The 22,261-nt window shown below is 58.4% G+C and carries 19 protein-coding genes; 10 read left to right on the top strand and 9 right to left on the bottom strand.

Annotation, left to right across the window (positions count from 1 at the left end):
* Positions 1 to 38: 38 nt before the first annotated feature.
* Complete coding sequence (hisS, locus tag AC0QHF_RS25015) at positions 39 to 1,322, top strand: histidine--tRNA ligase (protein ID WP_324707091.1); 1,284 nt, start codon at positions 39 to 41, stop codon at positions 1,320 to 1,322.
* Here the strand turns inward: hisS and AC0QHF_RS25010 are convergent.
* The gene (locus AC0QHF_RS25010) at positions 1,319 to 1,807 is read right to left on the bottom strand and encodes a GNAT family N-acetyltransferase (RefSeq protein WP_324706983.1); all 489 of its coding nucleotides are present in this window, start codon (positions 1,805 to 1,807) and stop codon (positions 1,319 to 1,321) included. The genes hisS and AC0QHF_RS25010 overlap by 4 nt on opposite strands.
* Positions 1,808 to 2,187: 380 nt before the next feature.
* On the opposite strand from AC0QHF_RS25010, the gene AC0QHF_RS25005 reads away from it, so the two are divergent.
* From AC0QHF_RS25005 to AC0QHF_RS24980, 6 genes are all read left to right on the top strand, one after another.
* A complete protein-coding gene (locus AC0QHF_RS25005) occupies positions 2,188 to 2,490 on the top strand; it encodes an SDR family NAD(P)-dependent oxidoreductase (protein ID WP_324706982.1) in 303 nt (100 codons plus the stop codon).
* 548 nt (positions 2,491 to 3,038) lie between these two features.
* Positions 3,039 to 3,353, top strand: coding sequence for a DoxX family protein (locus AC0QHF_RS25000; protein ID WP_324706981.1), 315 nt, complete (start codon positions 3,039 to 3,041; stop codon positions 3,351 to 3,353).
* Between the two features lie 104 nt (positions 3,354 to 3,457).
* Positions 3,458 to 3,580, top strand: coding sequence for an element excision factor XisI family protein (locus AC0QHF_RS24995; protein ID WP_324706980.1), 123 nt, complete (start codon positions 3,458 to 3,460; stop codon positions 3,578 to 3,580).
* A 64-nt stretch (positions 3,581 to 3,644) separates the two neighbouring features.
* A complete protein-coding gene (locus tag AC0QHF_RS24990; RefSeq protein ID WP_324706979.1) occupies positions 3,645 to 4,058 on the top strand; it encodes an element excision factor XisH family protein in 414 nt (137 codons plus the stop codon).
* Complete coding sequence (locus AC0QHF_RS24985) at positions 4,046 to 4,381, top strand: XisI protein (protein ID WP_324706978.1); 336 nt, start codon at positions 4,046 to 4,048, stop codon at positions 4,379 to 4,381. Before AC0QHF_RS24990 ends, AC0QHF_RS24985 begins: the two co-directional genes overlap by 13 nt.
* Positions 4,382 to 4,421: 40 nt before the next feature.
* A complete protein-coding gene (locus tag AC0QHF_RS24980) occupies positions 4,422 to 5,402 on the top strand; it encodes an aldo/keto reductase (RefSeq protein ID WP_324707090.1) in 981 nt (326 codons plus the stop codon).
* 145 nt (positions 5,403 to 5,547) lie between these two features.
* Here AC0QHF_RS24980 and AC0QHF_RS24975 read toward each other — a convergent pair whose 3' ends face one another.
* The 3 genes from AC0QHF_RS24975 to AC0QHF_RS24965 all read right to left on the bottom strand — a co-directional run bounded on the left by AC0QHF_RS24975 (position 5,548) and on the right by AC0QHF_RS24965 (position 13,461).
* Positions 5,548 to 6,360: a TPM domain-containing protein gene (locus AC0QHF_RS24975; RefSeq protein WP_324706977.1), complete on the bottom strand. Its 813-nt coding sequence runs from the start codon at positions 6,358 to 6,360 to the stop codon at positions 5,548 to 5,550.
* 236 nt (positions 6,361 to 6,596) lie between these two features.
* The gene (locus tag AC0QHF_RS24970; protein WP_324706976.1) at positions 6,597 to 11,645 is read right to left on the bottom strand and encodes a WD40 repeat domain-containing protein; all 5,049 of its coding nucleotides are present in this window, start codon (positions 11,643 to 11,645) and stop codon (positions 6,597 to 6,599) included.
* 457 nt (positions 11,646 to 12,102) lie between these two features.
* Positions 12,103 to 13,461, bottom strand: a complete 1,359-nt coding sequence (locus AC0QHF_RS24965) for an ATP-binding protein (protein ID WP_324706975.1) — start codon at positions 13,459 to 13,461, stop codon at positions 12,103 to 12,105.
* 208 nt (positions 13,462 to 13,669) lie between these two features.
* On the opposite strand from AC0QHF_RS24965, the gene AC0QHF_RS24960 reads away from it, so the two are divergent.
* The 3 genes from AC0QHF_RS24960 (at position 13,670) to thiD (ending at position 16,923) form a co-directional block, all read left to right on the top strand.
* Positions 13,670 to 14,524, top strand: a complete 855-nt coding sequence (locus tag AC0QHF_RS24960) for a cell division protein FtsQ/DivIB (protein ID WP_324706974.1) — start codon at positions 13,670 to 13,672, stop codon at positions 14,522 to 14,524.
* Between the two features lie 115 nt (positions 14,525 to 14,639).
* A complete protein-coding gene (gene ftsZ / locus AC0QHF_RS24955) occupies positions 14,640 to 15,920 on the top strand; it encodes a cell division protein FtsZ (RefSeq protein ID WP_324706973.1) in 1,281 nt (426 codons plus the stop codon).
* 157 nt (positions 15,921 to 16,077) lie between these two features.
* The gene (gene thiD, locus AC0QHF_RS24950) at positions 16,078 to 16,923 is read left to right on the top strand and encodes a bifunctional hydroxymethylpyrimidine kinase/phosphomethylpyrimidine kinase (RefSeq protein WP_324706972.1); all 846 of its coding nucleotides are present in this window, start codon (positions 16,078 to 16,080) and stop codon (positions 16,921 to 16,923) included.
* Here thiD and AC0QHF_RS24945 read toward each other — a convergent pair.
* The 5 genes from AC0QHF_RS24945 to AC0QHF_RS24925 form a co-directional block, all read right to left on the bottom strand.
* Positions 16,920 to 17,309, bottom strand: a complete 390-nt coding sequence (locus tag AC0QHF_RS24945) for a late competence development ComFB family protein (protein ID WP_324706971.1) — start codon at positions 17,307 to 17,309, stop codon at positions 16,920 to 16,922. The genes thiD and AC0QHF_RS24945 overlap by 4 nt on opposite strands.
* A gap of 144 nt (positions 17,310 to 17,453) precedes the next feature.
* Complete coding sequence (dndE, locus tag AC0QHF_RS24940) at positions 17,454 to 17,846, bottom strand: DNA sulfur modification protein DndE (RefSeq protein ID WP_324706970.1); 393 nt, start codon at positions 17,844 to 17,846, stop codon at positions 17,454 to 17,456.
* A gap of 172 nt (positions 17,847 to 18,018) precedes the next feature.
* A complete protein-coding gene (gene cmoB / locus AC0QHF_RS24935; RefSeq protein WP_324706969.1) occupies positions 18,019 to 19,080 on the bottom strand; it encodes a tRNA 5-methoxyuridine(34)/uridine 5-oxyacetic acid(34) synthase CmoB in 1,062 nt (353 codons plus the stop codon).
* Positions 19,081 to 19,254: 174 nt separating this feature from the next.
* A complete protein-coding gene (locus AC0QHF_RS24930; protein WP_324706968.1) occupies positions 19,255 to 20,835 on the bottom strand; it encodes a flotillin family protein in 1,581 nt (526 codons plus the stop codon).
* A 20-nt stretch (positions 20,836 to 20,855) separates the two neighbouring features.
* Positions 20,856 to 22,250: a flotillin family protein gene (locus AC0QHF_RS24925; RefSeq protein ID WP_324706967.1), complete on the bottom strand. Its 1,395-nt coding sequence runs from the start codon at positions 22,248 to 22,250 to the stop codon at positions 20,856 to 20,858.
* Positions 22,251 to 22,261 lie beyond the last annotated feature (11 nt).

Here is a 22,261-nt window from a genome sequence, read left to right as displayed (position 1 = left end):
ATTCTATTGAACAGACGCGATCGCCAACTCAGGAAGACATGGACTCAATTCAAGCGTTACGGGGAACCCGCGACATCCTGCCGGAGGAGGTGGGGTACTGGCAGCGGGTGGCATCGGTGGCCGAAGCCGTCTTGTCCCGGGCCAATTATCAGGAAATTCGGACACCCATCTTCGAGCAGACCGCCTTATTTGAACGCGGCATCGGGGAAGCGACGGATGTGGTGGGCAAGGAAATGTACACCTTCACCGATCGCGGCGATCGCTCCATCACCCTGCGTCCGGAGGGAACCGCCGGGGTGGTGCGGGCCTACATCGAACGGAAATTGCACGCCGCCGGGGGAGTGCAGCGGCTCTGGTATTTCGGGCCGATGTTCCGCTACGAACGCCCCCAGGCCGGACGACAGCGACAATTTCACCAGATCGGCGTCGAGGTGCTCGGCAGCGACGATCCCCGGGCCGATGTGGAGGTCATCGCGGCGGCGACGGAAATCCTGCAAACGTTGGGATTGCAAAATCTGCACCTAGACCTCAACTCCGTCGGCGATCCCGAAGATCGCCGGCGTTACCGTCAGGCGTTGGTGGACTATCTGACTCCCTATCAAGACGAACTCGACCCCGACTCCCGCGATCGCCTCACCCGCAACCCGATGCGGATTCTCGACAGCAAGGATAAGCGGACTCGGGAGATCGCGGAAAACGCCCCCAGCATTTTGGACCACCTGGGCGATCGCTCCCGGGCCCACTTCGATCGCGTCCAATACTTATTGACGGAATTGGGAATTTCCTACACCCTCAATCCCCGATTGGTGCGCGGTCTGGACTACTACACCCACACGGCGTTTGAAATCATCTCCGACGACCTCGGCGCCCAGGCGACGGTGTGCGGCGGCGGACGCTACGACGGTTTGGTACGGGAACTCGGCGGCCCCCAGGTCCCGGCGGTGGGTTGGGCGATCGGTCTGGAACGGCTGATCATCCTGTTGCAGCAACTCCACGAGCCCCCCAATCTCGCCCCGGAATTTTATCTGGTGTCCCGGGGAGAAAAGGCCGAAAGTCGGGCTTTGATTTTGGCTCAAAAGCTGCGCGGCGCGGGTTTTCGCGTGGAACTGGATTTGAGCGGCAGCGCCTTCGGGAAGCAGTTCAAACGGGCCGATCGCAGCGGCGCGGCGGCTTGCCTGGTGCTCGGAGATGCGGAGGCCGAAGCCGGGACCGTCAACCTGAAATGGCTGAAAACCGGGGAACAGAGCGCGATCGCTCAATCCGATTTGTTGGATAAAGTCGCCGACTTGCGGCGGCAGGTGGAGGCGGCGAAAAATCCCTAATCCCCCAACCACTGGTACATCACATAGACATCCACCCATCCGAGGGTTGAATGGCGGAAGGCTTTCGGCAGGGTTCCGGCGATCGCAAATCCGAGTGATTTCCACAATTTGACCGCCGGTTCGTTGGTGCTGACGACGAAGTTGAATTGCATGGCCCGGAATCCGAGTCGCACCGCTTCGGCGATGGCGTGACGTCCGAGCGATCGGCCGATCCCCTGTCCCCTGGCGTCGGAAGCGACCATAAATCCGGCGTTGCAGACGTGGGAACCGAGTCCGGGTTGGTTGGGTTTGATGTAGTAAGTGCCGACGATTTTTCCCTCGGAAATGGCGACGTAGGTGGCGGCGGGAATTTCCATCCAAATTTGATGGGCGGCGGCGCGATCGGTTTCGGGGGAGAAGGCGTAGGCGTCGCCCCGACTCACCACTTCTTTGAAGATCGGCCAAATGCGATCGAAATCTTCCGTCCGTGCCCGTCGAATTTCCATCTGTTTGTTCCTCCATCAGCTTGAATTGAGTCTATTTGAGTTTCTGAAAAATCCCCCTAAATCCCCCTTTGAAAGGGGGACTTTGAAACCCATTCTCCCCCCTTACAAAGGGGGGCTGGGGGGGATTCTACACCTTTAACCGGATCGAAAAATCCCCCTAAATCCCCCTTGGCAAGGGAGACTTTGAAACCTATTCTCCCCCCTTACAAAGGGGGGCTGGGGGGGATGACGATCAATTTGCAGTCAAACAATCGGATCTGATATAACGTTTACGAATTATTTGATACTGCCAGATTTAGCGATGTACGAAGAACTGAACAATAAAACCATTCTAATCACGGGCGCCTCTAGCGGCATCGGGGCGGGGATTGCGCGATCGCTTGCCCGACACAAAACTAAAATTATCCTCCATTATAAAACCAATTATAACGGAGTCCTCCAAACCCAAAATTCGAGTCAATACAATCGCCCCCGGCGCCGTCGAGGTGGAGAGAAATCAAGACGGATTGCGAGAAAATCGCGAGTTTTGGATGCCGAAAATTTTGCTGGGCAGATATGGAACCACCGATGAAATCGGAGAATTGGCCGTTTTTTTGAGTTCCGATGCCGCCGCCTGGATGACGGGTCAGGTGTTGACCATTGACGGCGGAACGACCGCCAGGGGCAACTATCCGAAAAAATAGAATCTTTTTTGAATTGCCGAACTGCGACTTCTATCAAACTCGATTATAGCAGTTTTCGTTCTGCTGCGATACGGTTCGATCCCCCTAAATCCCCCTTAAAAAGGGGGACTTCGAGAAAAGTCGAATACCCAAACCGCTTGGGAATTAATTCCCAAGCTAATAGCAAAAATCCTCGCTTCGTGGATTGGGGAGATTATGTGGGCAAATGATCGGATCTGATCTTATGACTTGGGGTGGATGAAGGATCGGGCGTTTCTTGGCAACCTGGAAGTTGGGTCTGGGAGTTTGCGATGGGAAAATCCCCATAAATCCCCCTTGGAAAGGTGGACTTGGAATTCTTCTCCCCCCTTTCAAAGGGGGGCTGGGGGGGATTCTTCTCCCCCCTTTCAAAGGGGGGCTGGGGGGGATTCTTCTCCCCCCTTTCAAAGGGGGGCTGGGGGGATTCTTCTCCCCCCTTTCAAAGGGGGGCTGGGGGGGATTCTTCATCGTCGGACTCGATATAAACTGGCCGTCTGGGGACTGAAAGAAAGCCGAGAGAACAATTATCCATGTTGGACAAAATCCGAAACCAATTTCAGCAAAATAAACGGACGCTGCGGGGCGTTCTGGCGGTTTGTATGCTGGTGGCGGGGACTTTACATTTCGCCGCGTCGGAACCCTTCATTCGCATCGTCCCCGACTTTTTACCCGCCCCCGCCGCCCTGGTTTACATCAGCGGTGTCATCGAAATTTTGCTGGGCATCGGCCTGTTGATACCCGCCACCCGCAGACTTTCCGCCTGGGGTTTAGTCGCCCTGTTTGTCGCCGTCTATCCCGCCAATCTGAACATGGCGTTCAACCACATCCACTTTACCCGACTTTAACGAAGCAATTATTCTGATTATTGACACGCGCGATCGCTTGAAAATTATCTTGAACCAACATTTCGTTCTCGATGACCGGGCGATCCGAACATTTGCCCTGAGTCGTGGATGATGAGAGTTCGGTTGCGACAGCAGAAGTGCCGGAAGCGGGTATTCCCAAATCCGATATCGTCCTGGGATTTCAACCCCCCGAAATTCGCCCCCACACCGGATATGCGATCGCTTAATTGTCCGCGATCGCGCTACAATAGAGAAACCGCTCAAAATCGGCTCGAATCAGACAGTGGTGGAATGGCGAAAGATATCTATCACGAAACGGTCAAAACCGCTTTGATCAAAGACGGATGGACGATCACTCACGATCCCCTCCGTTTGAAGTTTGGCGGTCGGATGACATATGTGGATCTCGGTGCCGAGAAGTTGTTGGCGGCACAGAAAGAAGGACATCAAGTCGCGATCGAAGTCAAAAGCTTTTTAAATCCTTCTCCCGTCAAAGATTTGGAACAAGCTCTGGGACAATATATCATGTATTCCCAAGTTTTATCCAAACTCGAACCTGATCGCAAACTTTATCTCGCCATCCCGGAAACCGTATTTTCGGATTTCTTTTCCGAGGAATTACCGAAATTAATGATCGAGTTAAATAAAATCAGCCTATTCATTTTCAATCCCGAAACAGAGGAGGCCGCAGAATGGATCGCCTAAAATTCTATCGAGACACCATCGAAAACATTCTCAAACGACACGCCGCCATCCCCTATTCTTACGGAGAAATCGATGAATATGTGATCGTCGATCGCGATCGCAATCATTTTTTATTATTCGATGTCGGTTGGCAGCAAAAACGCCGCGTCCACGGCTGCATCACCCACGTCCAGATTATCGACGGCAAAATCTGGATTCAACGGGACGGCATCGAAGACGGAATCACCGAAGAATTGCTGGAAGCCGGTATTCCCAAATCCGATATCGTGTTGGGATTTCAACCCCCCGAAGTTCGCCCCCACACCGGATATGCGATCGCTTGAGGAGGGAGTAGGGAATAACAAAAACGACAGGGAATTAATGATGCAGAATCACCAAAAACTCCACCTCTCAAAAATGGGTTGCGGCACCTGGGCATGGGGCAACCGACTGCTGTGGGGATACGACCCGAAGATGGACGAAGAATTGCAAGCCGTTTTTAACCTTTGTGTCGAGAATGGGGTGACGGTATTCGATACGGGGGACTCTTACGGAACCGGTCGGTTAAACGGTCGCAGCGAGATGCTTTTGGGGCGTTTTTGCCGGGAGTATGTCGGTCCGAATCAGGAGGATATTTGTATCGCCACCAAACTCGCCGCCTATCCTTGGCGGTTGACGAGGGGTTCTATGGTTTCCGCCGGTTTATCTTCCGCAGATCGCCTGGGTAAAAAGGTCGATTTGGTACAGATGCACTGGTCCACCGCCAATTACGCCCCCTGGCAGGAGGGGCCGCTTTTGGACGGTTTGGCGGACCTGTACGAACGGGGGGAAGTTAAGGGGGTGGGATTGTCCAACTACGGCCCAAAACGGTTGAAGTGGGTGCATCGTCGGTTGGGCGATCGCGGCGTTCCCATCGCCACCCTACAGGTTCAATATTCCTTACTTTCGACTGATCCGGTGACGGAACTGGGAGTCAAAGAAGTGTGCGACGAATTGGGCATCCGGTTGATTGCTTACAGTCCTTTGGCGTTGGGAATTTTGACGGGTAAATATTCCGAAAACGGCCCGTTTCCAAAAGGGCTCAGGGGTTGGCTGTTCAAACGGTTGTTGCCGGGGTGTCGGTCGCTTTTGGACTGCATGGAAGAGATCGGGCGATCGCGGGAGAAAACGATGGCTCAGGTGGCCCTGAATTGGTGTATTTGTAAGGGCGCCATTCCCATTCCCGGCGCGAAGAGTGTCGGACAGGCGCGACAGAATATCGGCGCTCTGGGTTGGCAGTTGGACTCGGGGGAGGTTGCGGAACTGGATAAAGCGGCGGCGGGGACGGATAAAAAAATGGTGCAAAATATTTTTCAGACGGGTTGAGGAGCGTTCATCATTCCCAACTCATTCGGTACACTACTCCTTCTCTGTGTTCTCCGTGCCTCTGTGGTTCTTAAATTCCCGAATCAAAATCGCCGGCAGTCTCCCGCCGACGATCGCAAAATTTCAACAGTTTTAAAATCGAGATTTAAGTTTCCGATTCCGAGGTCGAAGACTGGCTGAACATCGGGGTCAGGTAGGCGGCGAGGAGGCCGATCAAGAAAGCAGAAATATTGCGGACCAAGGGAATCCAATCGGACGTGCGGCTGATCACCGGACCGATGCCGAAGGCGATAAACAGGATGCCCCAGAGGGGAGAAAAAATTAACGCCCACTGCCAAGCCACCAGTTGTCCGGGTTTGCGGGGGATGGCGGCGAACCCGCAAATGACCCCGCCGAGGGCGGAAGTAATTAATGTCAAAATCCACTGTTCTTGTGGCAGGCCGGGGACGACGCGGCAGCCGCCCTCTTGCAGCAGACAGCCTTCGATGGTTTCGATGGATTGGATGATGGATTGGTCTTCGCCGTTGTCGCGGACGAAATATTGGTTGCCGTAGCGGGTCTGGAGTTCCACCCAAAACGTGCGGGTGAGGAGGTCGTAGAGGTCGCGGCCGACGCTGAAATTGAGGATGTTGCCGCCCCGCTGGTCGGCGACCAGGAGGACACTGCGGTCGTCGAGTCCCCAGTAAGCTTTGACGGCTCGGCCCGGGGTGCGATCGAATTGGGTGAGGACCCTCAGTTTCCATCCCGTCTCAGATTCAAACTGTTGCAGGTCTTCGGCCAGGAGATTTTCCTGGACGTCGGTGAGGACTTCGGCCAGGTCGATGACCGGCGTTTGGATGTCCGGGAGCAGTTCCGGATTGTTGTAGGCCCCTGCGGCGGGTGCGATCGCCCAAAGCGAGAGGGCCAAACAGAATGCGGCGAGCGATCGGAAGAGTTTGTGCGGCCAGGTCTGTTGCATGGATGTTTTATACCAAATTCTCAAAGGTGAACGATAGGGAAGTGCTATTAACCCGGAGATAATCGAAAACTCATATTCGTTACAATTGTTAACTTTATCATAAGTGTGGGTCTAAAACCCCGTCCTGAGAGGACGGCTTTATGAGGATGTCAACACAGAATCCCCGAAGTGCACCCCGCCGGGGCGGGGTATGGAAATGAATTGACAATTGTCAATTGTCGGCGGTCAATTCTCAATTACTGACGGCACAGTTGCCGATCGCGATCGCCGAGGTTGCGGTTGGTTTTCAGGTAATCCCGGAGCCAGTCGCAGGCTTTTCGCATCAAATCATCCAGATCCAAATTCCAGAGGATCACGGTCTGGTCTCGACTCGCCGAAGCGAGGATGCGGCCGTCGGGGCTGAAACTCAGGGCCATGACGCTATCTCCGTGTGCCATCAACGTTTTCAATAACGTGCCGTCGCGGGTGCTCCAAATGCGGACGTAGCCGTCGTAACTCGCCGAGGCCACCAGCCGGCCGTCGGGGCTGAACGCCACATCCGTCACGCTGTCACTGGTTCCCTTCAACAGCGTGTCGAGCCAGACCCCGTCCCGACTCCACAACTTGACTTTATTGTCATATCCGGCCGTCGCCACCACCTTGCCATCGGGACTGAAACTGACGCCCAAAACGTAGCTGTCCGACACCTGGATCATTTTCAACTGTTTTCCCCGCCAATTCCAGAACCGCACCGTGCCATCGTCGCTGGCCGAAGCGATGGTGTCGCCGTCAGGACTGAAACAGACCCGATTCACCCACCCCCGATGTCCGTGCAGGGTTCGCAGCAGCCGGCCGTCGGCCGTCCACAACTTCACCGTCCGATCCTTGCTCCCCGTGACCATATATCGGCTGTCGGGGCTGAAATTCACGCTCATGACGCTATCCCCGTGGGCGACCCACGTTTTCACCGGTTCGGGGGCAACGATCGCGGAAGAAGCGACCCCCCGGGTCGGCCTCCCCCGGGAAGGCCGGCGATCGCCCCACCGGCCCGAGTCCTGGTCGGCATCGAGGCGCCGCCAGAGTTTCACGCGGTGGTCATATCCGGCCGTCGCCACCCACTTGCCGTCCGGGCTGAAACTGACCTCAGCCACGCGATCGCCGTGGCCCGAGAGGGTTTGCAGCAACTGCCCCGAACGGCTCCACAGTTTCACCGTCCGGTCTTGAGACGCGGAGGCGACGATGCGGCCGTCGGGGCTCCAACTCACATCCAGGACCCGATGTCGGTGTCCCTCCAGGATGTCGAGGGGATTGTTTTCCAAACGCCACAACTTGATCGTTTTGTCGTAACTCGCCGAGGCGAGGGTGCCCCCGTCGGGGGAAAAATTCACCCGCGTCACCTTGTCCCCGTGACCCCGAAACGTCAGCAACAATTCCCCCTCCCCACTCCAGAGCCGCACCGTCTTGTCATCTCCCCCCGTCGCCACCATCCCAGCTTCCGGGGAAAAGGCCACGCTGTAGACAGTCCCCTCGTGTCCCTCCAAAACCCCGATCAGCCGTCCCCGGCGGTCCCAGAGTTTCGCCGTCCCGTCCGTCCCGGCGGTAGCGATCCGATCGCCGTCCGACGAAAAATCGACCGCGTAAATGGTACATTCCTGCTGCTGGGGCGGACAGTGGTTCAGGCGCCCCTGCCGCCGGCCCCGGCGGTCGAACAGTTGCACCTGCGGGCCGTCCCCGGCCACCGCCAACAGCCGGCCGTCGGGGCTCAAGTCGAGCCACTTGAGGGGCCAATCGGGAAATCGCAGGGTTTTCAGGACTTCCCCCCCCGGACTCCAGAGTTTCACCGCGCCATCTTTGGAAGCCGAAGCCAGCAGTTCACCGTCCGGGGAAAAGCGGACGCTGGAGACGAGATCCCCGTGTCCGGCCAGGGTTTGCAACAGTTCCCCGTCCCGACTCCAGAGTTTCACCGTCCGGTCATGGGAGGCCGAGGCCAGCATCCGGCCGTCCGGGCTGAAATCGAGGGCGGACACGCTTTCGCCGTGTCCTTCCAGGGTCGCGATCGCCTCCCCTTCCCGCGTCCAGAGTTTCACCGTGCCATCGACGCTGGCCGAGGCCAGGCGATCGCCCGAGGGGCTAAAGGCCACGTCCCACACCACGTCCCCGTGTCCCTCCAGGCGGTTGCCCTCGTGGGTTCCGTAGACGGCCTGTCCGAGGGTGGCGGCGACCCGCATTTGGGCATCCCGCAAGGCCGCCGAACCCGGGGTCAACCGCCGCAGGCGCTGCAGTTGTCGGGCAGCTTGCAAACTTTCGAGCATAGCGTCGAAATGGTAGTGGGAGAAAAACAGGGCGTCGGAGGTAGCCGTCAGGGAGGTGATGTAGGCGAGGCGCTTCTGTTGGTAGGCGACGAGTGTGGAGATCCCCAGCCCCACCACCGCCGCCAGGGCAACGCACAGCAGTTGTTTCAGGAGGCGGTTGCGGTGGACGAGCTGTTCCTGACTCAATTTCCGAGCCGCTTCCGCCTCGTTCTTGGCCACCTGGGCCTGCCGGAGCCGTTTTTGAATCGTCCCCTGCCGCCGGCGATCGAGGACCGCGTAGCGCGATCGGATCGGCACAACGAGATAGTCGTGCATCAGTTGGTAGCGGTCTTCCGGCTCCTCCCGGCGGCGCAAAAGCAGCCCGGATTCGAGGATGACGTCGATGAAGGAGTGGCCGACCGCCGGGGGGTGGCGGACCGCGGCGGTGAGTTCTGACCGGGTTTTGATCGGGCGGCCGAGTTTGTCGTCGGTGAGGGCGAACAGCACGTCCCAGGCTGCCTCGGCGTTCTCCGGCCCGCAGTCTCCCACGATCGCATCGATGGAACGCCCGATCAGGGTAGCTTTCGGGTCCAGGCCGAGGCGTTGATAGTCCCGCAGCGTCCGGATGCCCCCCTGCCCCTCTTCCTGGAGTTGGGACCCGACCACCTGGAGTTCGATGGGGCGAATTTCGCAGCGTTCGTCGGCCAGATCTTCTACCAACTGGTCGATCAGGGCGCTTTCGAGCTCAAATTTCGCCCGCCGGGTGAGGCGCTCGATCGCGATCCGAGCCTCGGCCCGGGAAAAGTCCCGCAGGTGGTAGCGGACCCGTTTGTCCAAAATATTGTTGTTGAGAGCATCTAAAGGACACAGGGTCTCGCATTCGAGCAAGTAGTGGAGGCAGCTTTCCCGCAGGCAGAGGATCACTTTCACGAAGGGGATGTTCAGGCACAGCCGCAAAAACTCGTAAAAGGTTTGGCGGTGCACCCGTTCCCGGGACACGAAAAAGAATTCCTCAAATTGGTCGAAGATCAGAACGGTGAGGAGGTTTTTGTCGGCGTTTTTTTGCAGCCGGTCCGGCACGAAGGATTCCGGGTGCAAAATGTACGCGGCCCGGTCGCCACCGAACTCCTCCCGGGCGTATTGCGAAGCCCGGACGGTCCGGTACCAGAGCCGCTTCAGGTTGACATCTTCGAGTTCGATGTAATCTTGGTGGAGTAAGGCATAGGCTAGGGCGCCTTCGACTTCCCGCACCCAGTCCGTGTAACTGCGGACGACCACGGGGAGCAGGTTCCGGGCGCCGAGGCTGATTTGTTCCAGGGCCGGCACCAACCCGGCGTCGATCAGGGAACTCTTCCCCACCCCAGACCGGCCGTGCACGACGATCAATTTGTGGTCGTCGCGCCCCAACCGCCGGATCAGGTTGTCGATGTCCCGTTCGCGGCTGGAAACGGTCAGATCCCGGGCGACCGCTATTTCGGCTTCACCTCCGGCGCCGGCGGGGTTGAGAACCCGTTTGGGTGGTTGCAGTTGGTGGACCCCGATGAAGGCGCGGAATCCATATTGATGCTCGATTTCCCGCTGCCGTTTCTTGACCCGGAAAGCCTGCAGGTATCGGCCGCTTTCGTAGTACAGATCCCGCAGCTCGGCGAGGATGTCGATGTAGAGTTGGGGGTCGTAGCCCGGGGAGGTGGAACGGCGGGCGGTTTCCAATTCCCGGATGGCCTGTTCCCGGCGATCTAAGTGTTTGCAACTGCGGGCCGACAGCAGCAGGTAGGCTCCCCGTTCGCTCTGGGAGTCCCCCTCGGAGAGGATCGCCAGGGCCAGCTTGGCCAGTTCCAGGGCTTCGTTCCAGGCGCCGCGCCGGAGGGCGACTTCTGCCATGAAGCCGTAATCCCGGGCCAGTTGGCGGTCGGGGCCGTAGCTGAGGTGCATTTTCAGCCCCGTTTCGGCCAAAACTTGCAGCTCCTCCCACTGTTGCAGCCGTTTGAGGACTTCGCCCAGGTGAGGGAGCACCCCCGCCACCAGGTCGGGGCGTCCGACGGCGGCGAAGGTGTCCCGGCACCGTTCCAGGTTGGTTTTGGCGCTTAGGAGCGGGGGGCGGTCGGCCGCGGGGCTGCGGGCGGCCTGGAGGCAGTCGGTGAGGGCGATGTGGAATCTGATGATCCCCTGACGTTCTCGGTGGGAGATGGGGCGGGAGCCGGTTTCGGGGCCGGCGTTTTGCAGGCGGGCCAAGCTTTGCCGGTAATGTTGGCGGGCCCGGTCCGGCCCGTCGAGCCCGTCGCAGTCGAGGCCGAAGATGAATTGGCGGCTCGCTTCTAGGAAGGGGTCCAGTTCGACGCCACGGTCGGCCAGGTCTTTCCAGGCCGCCTCGAGTTCCCGACGGCGGCTCGAACCGGGGGCGAAGTCGTATTTGGGGGGGCCGGACTGGTCGCCGGGGTGGGGAGTTTCGGGTTCCCAGTCGCGGATTCGCAGTTCCGCCAGGGAAAAGAGGGTGTGGGCTTGTAAGGTGAGGAACTGCAGCAGTTGGGGGGTCGCCATCTCGAAGTGGATGGTGGCCGCCGCCCAACTTTTGAAGTCCGGGGCGAGTCGGATCAGTTTTTTGGCTAGATTATCTGTGACCCACAGGACCAGCGGAAAGGGAAAGGTTTTGCGAAATTCGTCCCGCACTTGGTTGGTGGAACTGAGCAGGACGTCGGGGGATTCCACCCCGTCCAACCCCGCCACCATCAGGGCCGACGGGGGGGGAGCGGCGATCGCGTCTTTTAGGGTGCTGTAGAGGGTGACGACGTCCGCAGAAAGGGTCAGGGTTTGAATTTCGAGGCTTTTTTGTCCGGTTTCGCGCTCGCAGAGCCGTTCCTGGAGTTTTCTGATCATTTGCCGCCGCAGGCCGGAGTAGTTGCAGCCGGCTAGAATCAGGGAAAATTGTCCCTGGGACAGGGAGATGGCGCGCACCAGGCGGGCGAGCGATCGCTCGTTTTGGCTCGGGCTTTGGGGAGGGGTCAATTGGTCTATCATGACACGTTGTTGCCAAAAATGAGGGTTTGCGTGGGAGGATATTTCCCGGTAAAATAGCCGAATAAACCGGTCGAAAGCCCCCACTTTGAAAGGATAAAACAAGACCAGCCGATCCGTTTTAAAATCCGCTCGATCAAGCCATCTGTCCCACCCACTTTTGACTTTTTGAAAACCCTGAAATATAGCAGTGAGCGCTGGAGTCGTCACAGACCTTAATTGTCAAAACCCTCGCTCCGACTCCCTAATACCGACTCCCGAATCCCTTTTCCCGAAGATGGCAGTTCCGGTCAAAATTTTCCCGATATCTATCTGGGGATAGCTGGAATTTTGCCAAAATTATCCCGTAGTAACCCCGATAAAATTGACGTTCTGGAACGCCGATTTTGCCAATATTTTCGATGATTTTAGGGGATTTTTCAAGCCCCACTTAATATTTTTTAATATCGTCTTTTTGATGTCAGGCCTTTTCCAGTTCGGACGGGGGAGAAATGGCCGGCTGTTTCCGACGCCAATTTTGGTAGTGCCGGGTTTCGGCCAGGGCGGGATTGATCCCGAACCAGCGCCCGGAGCGATCGCGGTATTCAAAGACGAACATACTCCGCAGCAGGGTCTGACATTCTTCCTCCCCGCGCACGCTCTGATGTTCCACCACTTGCAGCAACAAATTCCATTCGTCCTCGGCGATCGCCCCGAGCAAATCGTCCCGATATTCCCGGATCACGTTTTCTAGACAGGCGGCGGAAAAGGGGGGATCTTCCTGCTGCAAACAACTGTACATGAACATTAACAACCGGCGCATATGTCCGCCGCTGATCCGGCAGAGGCGATCGAGCACTTCCGGGGTTTCAAACAATTCCGGGACGCGAGCCATGCGGTCGTCCGGGGGGATCTGGGGAAACGCCCTCGCCAAAACCATCTGTCGGAGCAAGGTCAGGCCGGGGGGGTAATCTTCCCCGGTGCGCGCGATGACCGGGACCATCGGTAACACTTTCGGCTTTACCCCGAAGCGACTCGAAAGCCTGCCGTAATCGTTGGAAAAAATTAAGGTCAAGGGGATGGTGTAGATGACGTGGCAATGCAGGCGCCGGAGTTGTTCACCGCGATCGACGAACAGGTATTCCGGCTGGGTGCGGCCCCAGGATTTGGGGGAATTGTCCACCCGGTCGAGGTTGTCTACGATCACCGCCAGACCCCGTTTCCCCCGCTGTCGCAACATCTCGGTAGCCGGTTTCAGCAGCTCGGAGTTCACCGCTTCCAGAATGCTGCTGACCCGGGGTTCGAGGTACTGCCGCAGTTGCGATCGCAATTTGGGGGAGTCTTTGGTTTTGGCGGTGATGCGGGCGATGCCGACGGAGATTTCCGCTTCGGCTCCCAGCTCGATGGGGGTCTGCAAAAAGTCGGAAATTTCGCCGAACAGCCGCCCGAAATATCCCGGTTTCAACCGTATCCCCGCCGCCTGCATCTGTTCGCTCACCTGGCGGGCGATAGCCAGGACGATATCGCTGACATCCACATCCGCCATGTCCAGATCCTGGGAGGACTCGAAATAAACAACGTGGTATCCCTGGCGCTCCAAGGCATCTTTGAGACGAAATAATTCCGTGGACTTGCCGCAGCCGATGTGGCCCGAGAACAGTTGGCAGGTGGGTTCGTCCCCCGAGAGCAACGTGATGGTGCGACTCAACTCCCGGACGATATCGCTGCCCCGGACCGCCGAAAAATCGATATAATACTGCCGATCCTCCGGATTTGCCATGTCGATGGTTTTGCTGGGGTTGCAAGCTTTGTAAAATTGATTCAGGTTCAGCTCAACCATAAATTCACTATCTCGTGTTAGGATGCCTCACTTTGAGTGTAGGATGACACCGAAGCGCTGGGGATGTGGGGAGATGGGCATCGGGGGAGCGAATCCTCGGGGGGTGGGGTCTGTCGGGAAGGGAGCCGTCGCCGATCGGCTTCGCCCCCCATATGATCGCGATCGCGGCGATTTCTGAGATAGATGTGACCAGACATTCGGTGGATCAATGACCAATATCGTATCCGTTTCGACAACTGAATTGGGGAATCGCCGCCGGCAACTGCGCCGTCAGCGCCGTTTGAAATTGGTTCAGGTCCTCTGGCAAACTTTGGCCGTCGGCAGTTTGGCGGGGGGGGTGGTGTGGGCGATCGGCCAACCCATCTGGCAGATCCGACAACCCGAACAGGTGGACGTGGAGGGGAACTATTTGCTCTCCGACCGGATGATCCGCTCCAGCCTGCCCCTGTCCTACCCCCAGTCCATCTGGCAGATCCAACCCCGGGCGATGGAAAAGGCCCTGTTGCGGGAACAGCCCATCGAGGAGGCGATCGTCAGCCGCCAGGTGTTCCCCCCCCGCCTGACCGTCGAAGTGACGGAACGGCGTCCCGTGGCGATCGCCTCCTCGGCGATCGCCACGAACCGCAGGGGGGGCGACGCCGACCTGGGATGGCTCGACGCCGAGGGGAATTGGATGCCCTTCTCGAGCTATACTGAGCTAAAACAAACGGACCAACTGCCCGATTTAAAGGTCGTCGGCCCGGTCGAACAGTACCGCCCGCACTGGAAACAACTGTACGAGACCCTGAGCCGCTCCCCGGTTGACGTTTATGAAATTGATTGGCAAGATCCGGCTAATATTATTTTGATGACTGAGATCGGGGCAGTCCACTTGGGGTCCTACGGAAGTCGCTTTTCGGAACAATTACAGGTTCTCGATCGGATGAGAAAATTGCCGGAACAACTCGATGTCAGTCAAATCGACTACATTGACTTAAAAAATCCCGGCTCTCCCCTGGTTTTGATGGTTTCGGATAGTCAGTCGGAATCCCTCACCTCTACCCCCGAGTCAACCTCGGATTGAATCCCCCTTTCGCCCGACCTTCGGTCTTGGTTTCTCGTCCGACTTACCCTATAGTTAAATTTGAGTTGCCTCAATATTGAAACTGATTCATCTACCCCAACCGCTTAATCAAATCATGCTTCATAAGAGCAATCTGGGTTCCACCCCAAGCGAACGACAATCAGAAGGAAAAGCCAACTTGTGGACGGCAGCAGAATCGGCCAATCCGTTTCGCAAAAACGAAGGATTAGGAAACTTAAATAGTGATGGTAACGCCATGTCTCACGAAGAGTCCTGGAGTAGTGATATTGTTCCCAGTAACGCGGCCAAGATCAAGGTGATTGGCGTTGGGGGAAGTGGGGGCAACGCGGTCAACCGCATGATTGAGAGCGAGGTTTCGGGGGTGGAATTTTGGGCCGTCAACACCGACGCCCAGGCCCTGACCCAGTCCCGGGCTTCCAAACGGTTGCAGGTGGGTCAGAAATTGACGCGGGGTTTGGGTGCGGGGGGCAATCCGGCGATCGGCCAGAAGGCGGCGGAAGAATCCCGGGACGAGATCGCCCAGGCTTTGGAAGGCTCCGATTTGGTCTTCATCACCGCCGGTTTGGGCGGCGGCACGGGAACCGGCGGCGCCCCGATCGTGGCCGAGGTGGCCAAGGAAATCGGGGCGCTGACCATCGGGGTGGTGACGCGGCCGTTCACCTTCGAGGGCCGGCGGCGCATTTCCCAGGCGGACGAGGGGATTGCGGCCCTCCAGACCCGGGTGGATACCCTGATCGTGATCCCCAACAACAAGTTGCTCTCGGTGATCAACGAGCAAACCCCCGTGCAGGATGCGTTCCGCTACGCCGACGACGTACTCCGCCAGGGGGTGCAGGGGATCTCGGACATCATCACCATCCCCGGACTGGTGAACGTGGACTTCGCGGACGTGCGGGCCGTGATGGCCGACGCGGGTTCGGCCCTGCTCGGGATCGGGCTCGGATCGGGCAAGTCCCGCGCCCGGGAAGCAGCCCTGACGGCGATTTCTTCGCCCCTGCTGGAGTCCTCCATCGAGGGCGCCAAGGGGGTGGTGTTCAACATCACCGGCGGCACCGACCTGACCCTGCACGAGGTGAACGCGGCGGCGGAGACGATTTACGAGGTGGTCGATCCCAACGCCAATATTATCTTCGGGGCGGTGATCGACGAGCGGATGCAGGGGGAAGTGAAGATCACGGTGATCGCCACCGGATTCAGCGGCGAGAACAAGGGGACGATGCCGCCTCCGGGACGGGAAGCGCCGGTTCCCAAACCGACGAACCCGCTGTTCCAGCGTCCCCAAACGACACCGACACCGCAACCCGAGCCGCAGCAACCCAAGCAGCCGGACCTCGACATCCCCGATTTCCTGCGCCGCCGCCGTCCGACCCGGTAATCATCAGATCCGGTTATTGGGTACGCAGGCTGACCCGAGATCGGGACTCGGAAGTCGGTATTCGGGAGGGGTGCGGAACAAAATTGCTCCATTTTCCCGGGCATCCTTGCCCGCAGGTGTTTTGGGGTCGATTGTCGGGATTTGATATCAAGTGGCGATGGAAAGGGTCGAAAATGGATTGTCCGGGGTTCCGGTGGCGATGACGATCGCCGGCTCGGACAGTGGCGGGGGCGCGGGGATTCAGGCCGACTTGCGGACCTTCGCCTTTCACTGCGTCCACGGAACCTGCGCTCTCACCTGCGTGACGGCTCAGAATACCTCGGGGGTGATGCGGGTCGATGCGCTCCCCCCGGAGGCTGTGACGGCTCAAATTGACGCGGTGGCGGCCGATATCGGGGTGGGGGCGGTCAAGACGGGGATGCTGTTGGATGCGGGCATTATCGAAGCGGTGGCCCGCCGGTTGCGGGATCTGCCGGTGTCGGGGCTGGTTGTCGATCCGGTGATGGTGTCCCGGACGGGGGCGCAGTTGATCGACGATCGCGCCATCTCCATCCTCAAGCACGAGTTGCTCCCCCAGGCGACGATCGCCACCCCCAACCGCTACGAGGCGCAGATCTTGGCGGGGATGGCGGTGGAGTCGATGGAACAGATGCGGGAGGCGGCGGCGCGAATTCACGCCCTCGGGCCGCGGGCGGTTTTGGTCAAAGGCGGGGGGATGGAAGGCGAACTGCGGGGGGTGGATCTGTGGTTCGACGGAGAACAGTTTCAAACCCTGAAAACCGCGATGGTGGACACCCCCCACACCCACGGCACGGGGTGCACCCTCTCGGCCTCGATCGCCGCCCACCTCGCCCTCGGCCGTCCCCCCGCGATCGCCGCACGACGGGGGAAAGAGTACGTCACCGAAGCCCTCGCCTTTTCCCTCCACATCGGCCGCGGCCAGGGGCCGGTCGGACATTTTTTCCCCCTGTTGCGGGGGCGGTTCCCTAATTCACCCGATTAACCCGAGTGGGAAGGTCGGGCGCGGCGCCAGTACAGGTATTCGTCGCTGGCGGACTTGAAACCCGATCTCGACCGGCTTTCGGCCGTCTTGGCGGCGGTGGCAGGGGACGACGCATCATTCTCTTCTGGCACCAGGGGCGTGGAGTTTCTCAACAGATCCCGCTGCACAGCCGCGATCGCCTGGCGCACGGACTGTTTAATTTGATCTGGCAATTCGTTCCCCGCCTTGCGCTTTTGGTGCAGCCACCCTTCTTTGCTGGAAGCGTAGAGGGGGGGCAAACGGTTCAGGGCGTAGGTTTCCACCTCCACCCGTTTGATGTACTGGGTCAGCCGCGGAGACAGCAATGCCAACTGGCGCCGCACTTCTTCGGCGACCAGATCTTCCATAATGTTATGATATTTTCTGGATTTAGATGGTGCCATGCCGATTATTTTAGAATTCAAAAGGACATGAGTCTGGTGCTACATCTGAGGCCAAGAAGGCGATCTTTTCCGGCAACAACAGCAACCGAGTCGTTCGGGTAATTGGAGTTACGGATTTGGTGGCGGCAGCAAATGAGTTAAAGTGTCAATGGTCTGCGATTCGGCATCCCCAACCAAGTAGCCGATTCCCCGGTGGACGTGCAGACGAAATTGCTCCACCAGGGTTGGGCGATCGGTCGCCAAACCGTCCTCGTGACAGCGCTGCTTGAGCGCTATCAGCAAGACGTCGGACAGTTCTCCGCCAAATACTCGCCACGTCAGTTCGATACCGCCCTTTGTCGAGTCGGAGACGGGAGAAGGAAGACTCGGCTCGGCCAAAGACCGGCAAAATGCCCAGCGACACAAGATGTTCCACTGTTCGATTTTCGTACTGCGCTTGAGTCGAATCAGTTGTTCTTTGGCGGCTTCGGACAAACGAAACCGCTCGATCGGTGATTCCATTGTCTTTCCCGAGAAGACAGCTCTCCGCATCACGACGGAGAATTTTCGCGAACTAATATCTACAATTTATACACGATTCATCAGTAATTTTTCAGATCGATCCACATTTTTTACAAAACTTTTAAAATTCAGCCGCCGCCGTCCCCGCGAACGCCCCCCACCATCGCCCCCCTCACCCCCGTCGGGCGATGAGATAATATCGCCACGGGGCCGGATAGCCCTCGACGGTGCGGGTGCGATCGCCGGGATCGAGAAATTCCCCCAGGCTGTCGATATCCGCCCAGGGCGTCCGTCGCTGTTCCTCCGGGGAGAGGGGGGCACTGAAAATGGCGCGGATATTAGCAAAACCAGCCCGAATCATCCAGGTTTCCAAGCCAGATTGGGTGGGGAGGAACCAGATTCCCCGGGCGTTGGCATAGCGTTTGCGGGGGGTGAGGGCGATCGCATCTTCTCCGGGGATTCCCTGGCAGTCGATGACAATTTCTCCCTTGGGGGCGAGGGCTCGCCGCATTTTCCGCAGCAACCTGATCGGATCGGTGTGGTGGTAGAGGATGCCCAGACAAAAAATCGTATCGAAAAAATTGGCATAGTCGTCGATATCTTCCACCCCCAACAGTTCAAAGTGGAGGGTATCCTGTCGGGCGATATTTTGAATCAGTTGAAAGTTCCAAAACTGTTTGGCGTAGGGTTCAAAACCGACGACGCACTCCGGTTTTTCGTGCGCCATCCGGAACATGAAATAGCCGTTGTGACAGCCGATGTCGGCAACTTTTCGTCCTTTTAGGGAACTGATGTGGGGCAGGATTCGTTCCCACTTCCAGTCCGATCGCCACTCCGCATCGATGAACGTTCCGAACAATTCAAACGGCCCCTTTTTCCAGGGACAGAAGGTTTTCAGGGCGGCTTCAAATCGTTGTCGATCCGCGGCGGAGAGTTCCCCCGCGCGGCCGACTTTCACCACGGAACCGGCCGCGTCAAACTCATCGCTTCCCAGGTCTGCGACGGCTTCAACCGCTTCTCGGTAGGGTTGCAGTTTGCGATCGAAGAGGCGGGGATGAAAGGCTTTTCGCTTTCGGAGAATGGCTTCCCGGTCGATGTCGATATCGTATTTTTCTAAATACTCTGGGGGAAGATACATGGAAATTGTCGGCTCCGTCGTCGGGTTGTGAGGGTGGGGGAAAGGTGGCGATCGCGCCGAGACTCGACGAGTGTAACATATAATCGCTGCCGGCACTCCTCGGAACTTTCCATTGTTGACTCGAACTAAAACGCGATCGCCCGGGGGAAGAAACCGGGTTTTTATGATAGTTTTTGATAACCCCCGACAAGGGTTATAAAAACCCGGTTTCTCAAAATGCGATCGCCCCCGACAATTCTCGTCAAAACCCAGTGTCTCAAAACGCCATCGCTAATCCTGTTCCAGCCACATTTCCAACATCGCCGTGGGGATGTAAACCGTGGGGTGGTTGAACAGCGTCCGCACCGCCTGGGAACCGTGAGTTTTCAGGACAGTTTGCAGGCGGCGTTTGAAATTGGGATACTGTTGGAGTGCCCGTTCGACGGCTTGCTCCGCCTCGGCGTTATTCTTCGTATTTTGTGCCACGCGATCGAGCAGTTGTTTGACTTCCAATTGCAGCGATCCGATCGCCTCCTCCGGTTTGGGAGGGGGGGAGGCCGGGGTGTGGCGGACGGCTTGGCCGTTGGTGCGGGAAGATTTGATGGATTTCGGGGGAGTCGCCGGGGGAACGGGAGGTTCGGGGGCGCGACCGCCAAAATTCTGCACGGCACCGGCCACGTCGATGCCGGTAGTTTGGCGCAACTCTTCAAAAAATGCGGCCATTTTGGTGGCGGTATTGCCCTGGCTGGCATCGACGATGGTGACGTTATCCACGGACACCTCGGGGATGGTGGAAGCCATCGTCTTCAACAGCACCTCCAATTTTTGATACAAGAAAATTTCCCGGGCGTTGGGGCCGGCCGCTTTCCAGGATTCAGCCAGCCGTCGAATCCCCTCGGCCTGGGCTTTCCCCTCCTCCACGATCTGAGACGCATCCCCCCGCGCCCGGGCGATCGCACGCTTGCATTCCGCCTCCGCCGGGGCCACCACATCCGCCTGCAACTTCTGTTCCACCTGTTTGATACGTTCCTTCTGGACCGCCACCTCCGCCTGAGTCCTCGCCACCTCCGAGGCGATTTCCGACTCGGACTCGGCCACCACCGCCCCCCGTTTCGTCATAGCATCCTTGACCCGGCGATCGGCCTCGGCCCTGGACACCTCGACTTCAGTTTCCAGCTTCTTCAACTCCGTCATCTTGCGATTTTCCGCCGTGCGGATCGCCGCGTCCGCCTTCGCCTGGGCTTCGGCGGTGCGGGCATCCCGCAGCAGTTCCGCCCGCTGCTGGCGTCCGATGGAGTCGAGATATCCCACGTCGTCGGAAATATTCTGAATTTGCAGGGTATCCAAAATCAGCCCCAGTTGTTCCAGGTCGTCTTCGGCCTCCTCCAGCAAACTTTTCGCGAAGGCCAACTTGTCGCCGTTCACCTGTTCCGGTGTCAAACTCGCCAACACGCCCCGCAAATTCCCCTCCAGGGTTTCTTTGGCGATCTGCTCGATTTCGTTGCGACTCTTGCCCAGCAGGCGCTCGATCGCGTTGTGGATGGTGGGTTCTTCCCCGGCAATTTTGATGTTCGCCACCCCGTCCACCCGCAGGGGGATGCCGCCCTTCGAGTAGGCGTTGGACACCTTCAACTCGATGATCATGTTGGTCAGATCCATCTGAAAAGCGCGTTCGAGGAGGGGTTTGCGGATGCTGCGACCCCCCTTGACCAGACGGTAGCCCACATCCCGCCCGCCTTCGGTGGGGCGGCGTCCGCCCGCGAAAATCAGCACTTCGCTGGGCTGACAGATGTACAGGAGGTTGCGGATGATAAACACCGTCGCCCCCGTACCTAGACCCAATGCAGCCAGTATGGCGATGACAATTCCCATAATCGACTCTCCAGGAGGTTTTACTTTTGCGTTTCGACAACGGGCGAGGAGTTGCCGTTGCGGTGGTCGCCGAGGGTGCGGGAGACGTTGATGCCGAGGGTGCGATCGACGCTTTCGAGGAATTGGCGGAAGATTTCGGGGTAGGCCTGCACCAACCCGGCGATCGCTTTCCCGTCCCCGTTGTCGATGATGTTGACATTCTGCAAGTCCACCCGGCGGGGAATCTGGGCCGCTTCCCGCAGCACCATCTCGATCTGCTGCAAGTAGAACAGTTCCGAAGCATCCGCCCCCATTTCCTGCCAGACGGCGTTGATCAGGTCGTTGACTTCAGCCGAGGCGCGGGCATCTTCGGCCAGGGCCGCCGCCTCGCCCCGAGCCCGCAGTTCCCGGGCTTGGCGGTCGGCCTCCGCCGGGAGCACTTCGTCCACTTCCAGGCGCAGCCGTTCCAACTCCGCCCGCACGGTCTGCAGTACCTGTTCGGCCCGGGCGCGGGCTTCTTTTCCAGCAGCGGTGGTGCGTTCTTCCTCCGATCGCGCCTGCTGTTCAAGTTCGGCGCGAATTTTCCGCAGTTCGTTTTCCTTTTCCTGGATGAAGGTGCGGGCCTGGGTTTGGGCGACTTCGGCCTGGCGGCGGCAGTCGGCCTCCACCTGTTCGGCTTCGGCGACGGCGTTGGACTCGGCGATTTCCGCATCCCGGGCGATCAGGGCGATCTGACGCCGGCCGATGGAGTTGAGGTAATCTACGTCATCGGAGACGCTCTGGATTTTGAGGGTATCCAACTGCAGGCCCAATTTCACCAGATCCCGGGAGACATCCTCGGCAATGCGTTCGGCGAAGCGGAGGCGGTCTTCGTTGAGTTGTTCGGGGGTGAGGGTGCTGACGACGCCGCGCAGGTTGCCCTCCAGGGTTTCCCGCGCCACCCGGGAGATTTCGGAGCGATCGCGATCGAGAAACCGTTCGATCGCATTTCCCACCACTTCCAGATCGTTGGAAATTTTCACGTTGGCGATCGCCTGGATATTTAACGGCGTCCCCCCTTTGGAATAGGCGTTTTTGACCTCCACAGGGACGGGCATGGTCCGCAGATCCATCGTTTTGACGGTTTCCAGGATCGGCCAGCAGATCGCCCGACCACCGAAAATCACCCGGTAGCCGACTTCCCGCCCGTCTTTGCTGCGGTGCTTGCGGCCCGAAAGGATCAGGATCTCGTTGGGCTTGCAGATCTGCATGAAGGTGTTAAGGAACCACAGCAGCAGCAAGGCCCCGAAAATGCCGAGGGCGATGGGCAAGCCGGTGACGATCTGATCGCTGATGTCATTTCTGCGGGTCGCCGGAAAGGGGGCTTGAGCCTGCACCACTTCCGCGACGACGACCTCGTTTTCCCGGTTGAAAGATGCGACAAATTGTTGGTTCATGGCGGTTTCCA

Source organism: Lyngbya sp. CCY1209 (assembly GCF_055795065.1).
Note: the sequence above shows the minus strand (reverse complement) of the source record. Positions and strands in the feature narration are given on the sequence as shown.

Coding starts and splice junctions, on each gene's coding strand:
- hisS (WP_324707091.1), top strand. CDS start 39: ATGGACTCAATTCAAGCGTTACGGGGAACCCGCGACATCCTGCCGGAG.
- AC0QHF_RS25010 (WP_324706983.1), bottom strand. CDS start 1,807: ATGGAAATTCGACGGGCACGGACGGAAGATTTCGATCGCATTTGGCCG.
- AC0QHF_RS25000 (WP_324706981.1), top strand. CDS start 3,039: ATGTTGGACAAAATCCGAAACCAATTTCAGCAAAATAAACGGACGCTG.
- AC0QHF_RS24990 (WP_324706979.1), top strand. CDS start 3,645: ATGGCGAAAGATATCTATCACGAAACGGTCAAAACCGCTTTGATCAAA.
- AC0QHF_RS24985 (WP_324706978.1), top strand. CDS start 4,046: ATGGATCGCCTAAAATTCTATCGAGACACCATCGAAAACATTCTCAAA.
- AC0QHF_RS24980 (WP_324707090.1), top strand. CDS start 4,422: ATGCAGAATCACCAAAAACTCCACCTCTCAAAAATGGGTTGCGGCACC.
- AC0QHF_RS24975 (WP_324706977.1), bottom strand. CDS start 6,360: ATGCAACAGACCTGGCCGCACAAACTCTTCCGATCGCTCGCCGCATTC.
- AC0QHF_RS24970 (WP_324706976.1), bottom strand. CDS start 11,645: ATGATAGACCAATTGACCCCTCCCCAAAGCCCGAGCCAAAACGAGCGA.
- AC0QHF_RS24965 (WP_324706975.1), bottom strand. CDS start 13,461: ATGGTTGAGCTGAACCTGAATCAATTTTACAAAGCTTGCAACCCCAGC.
- AC0QHF_RS24960 (WP_324706974.1), top strand. CDS start 13,670: ATGACCAATATCGTATCCGTTTCGACAACTGAATTGGGGAATCGCCGC.
- ftsZ (WP_324706973.1), top strand. CDS start 14,640: ATGCTTCATAAGAGCAATCTGGGTTCCACCCCAAGCGAACGACAATCA.
- thiD (WP_324706972.1), top strand. CDS start 16,078: ATGGAAAGGGTCGAAAATGGATTGTCCGGGGTTCCGGTGGCGATGACG.
- AC0QHF_RS24945 (WP_324706971.1), bottom strand. CDS start 17,309: ATGGAAGATCTGGTCGCCGAAGAAGTGCGGCGCCAGTTGGCATTGCTG.
- dndE (WP_324706970.1), bottom strand. CDS start 17,846: ATGGAATCACCGATCGAGCGGTTTCGTTTGTCCGAAGCCGCCAAAGAA.
- AC0QHF_RS24930 (WP_324706968.1), bottom strand. CDS start 20,835: ATGGGAATTGTCATCGCCATACTGGCTGCATTGGGTCTAGGTACGGGG.
- AC0QHF_RS24925 (WP_324706967.1), bottom strand. CDS start 22,250: ATGAACCAACAATTTGTCGCATCTTTCAACCGGGAAAACGAGGTCGTC.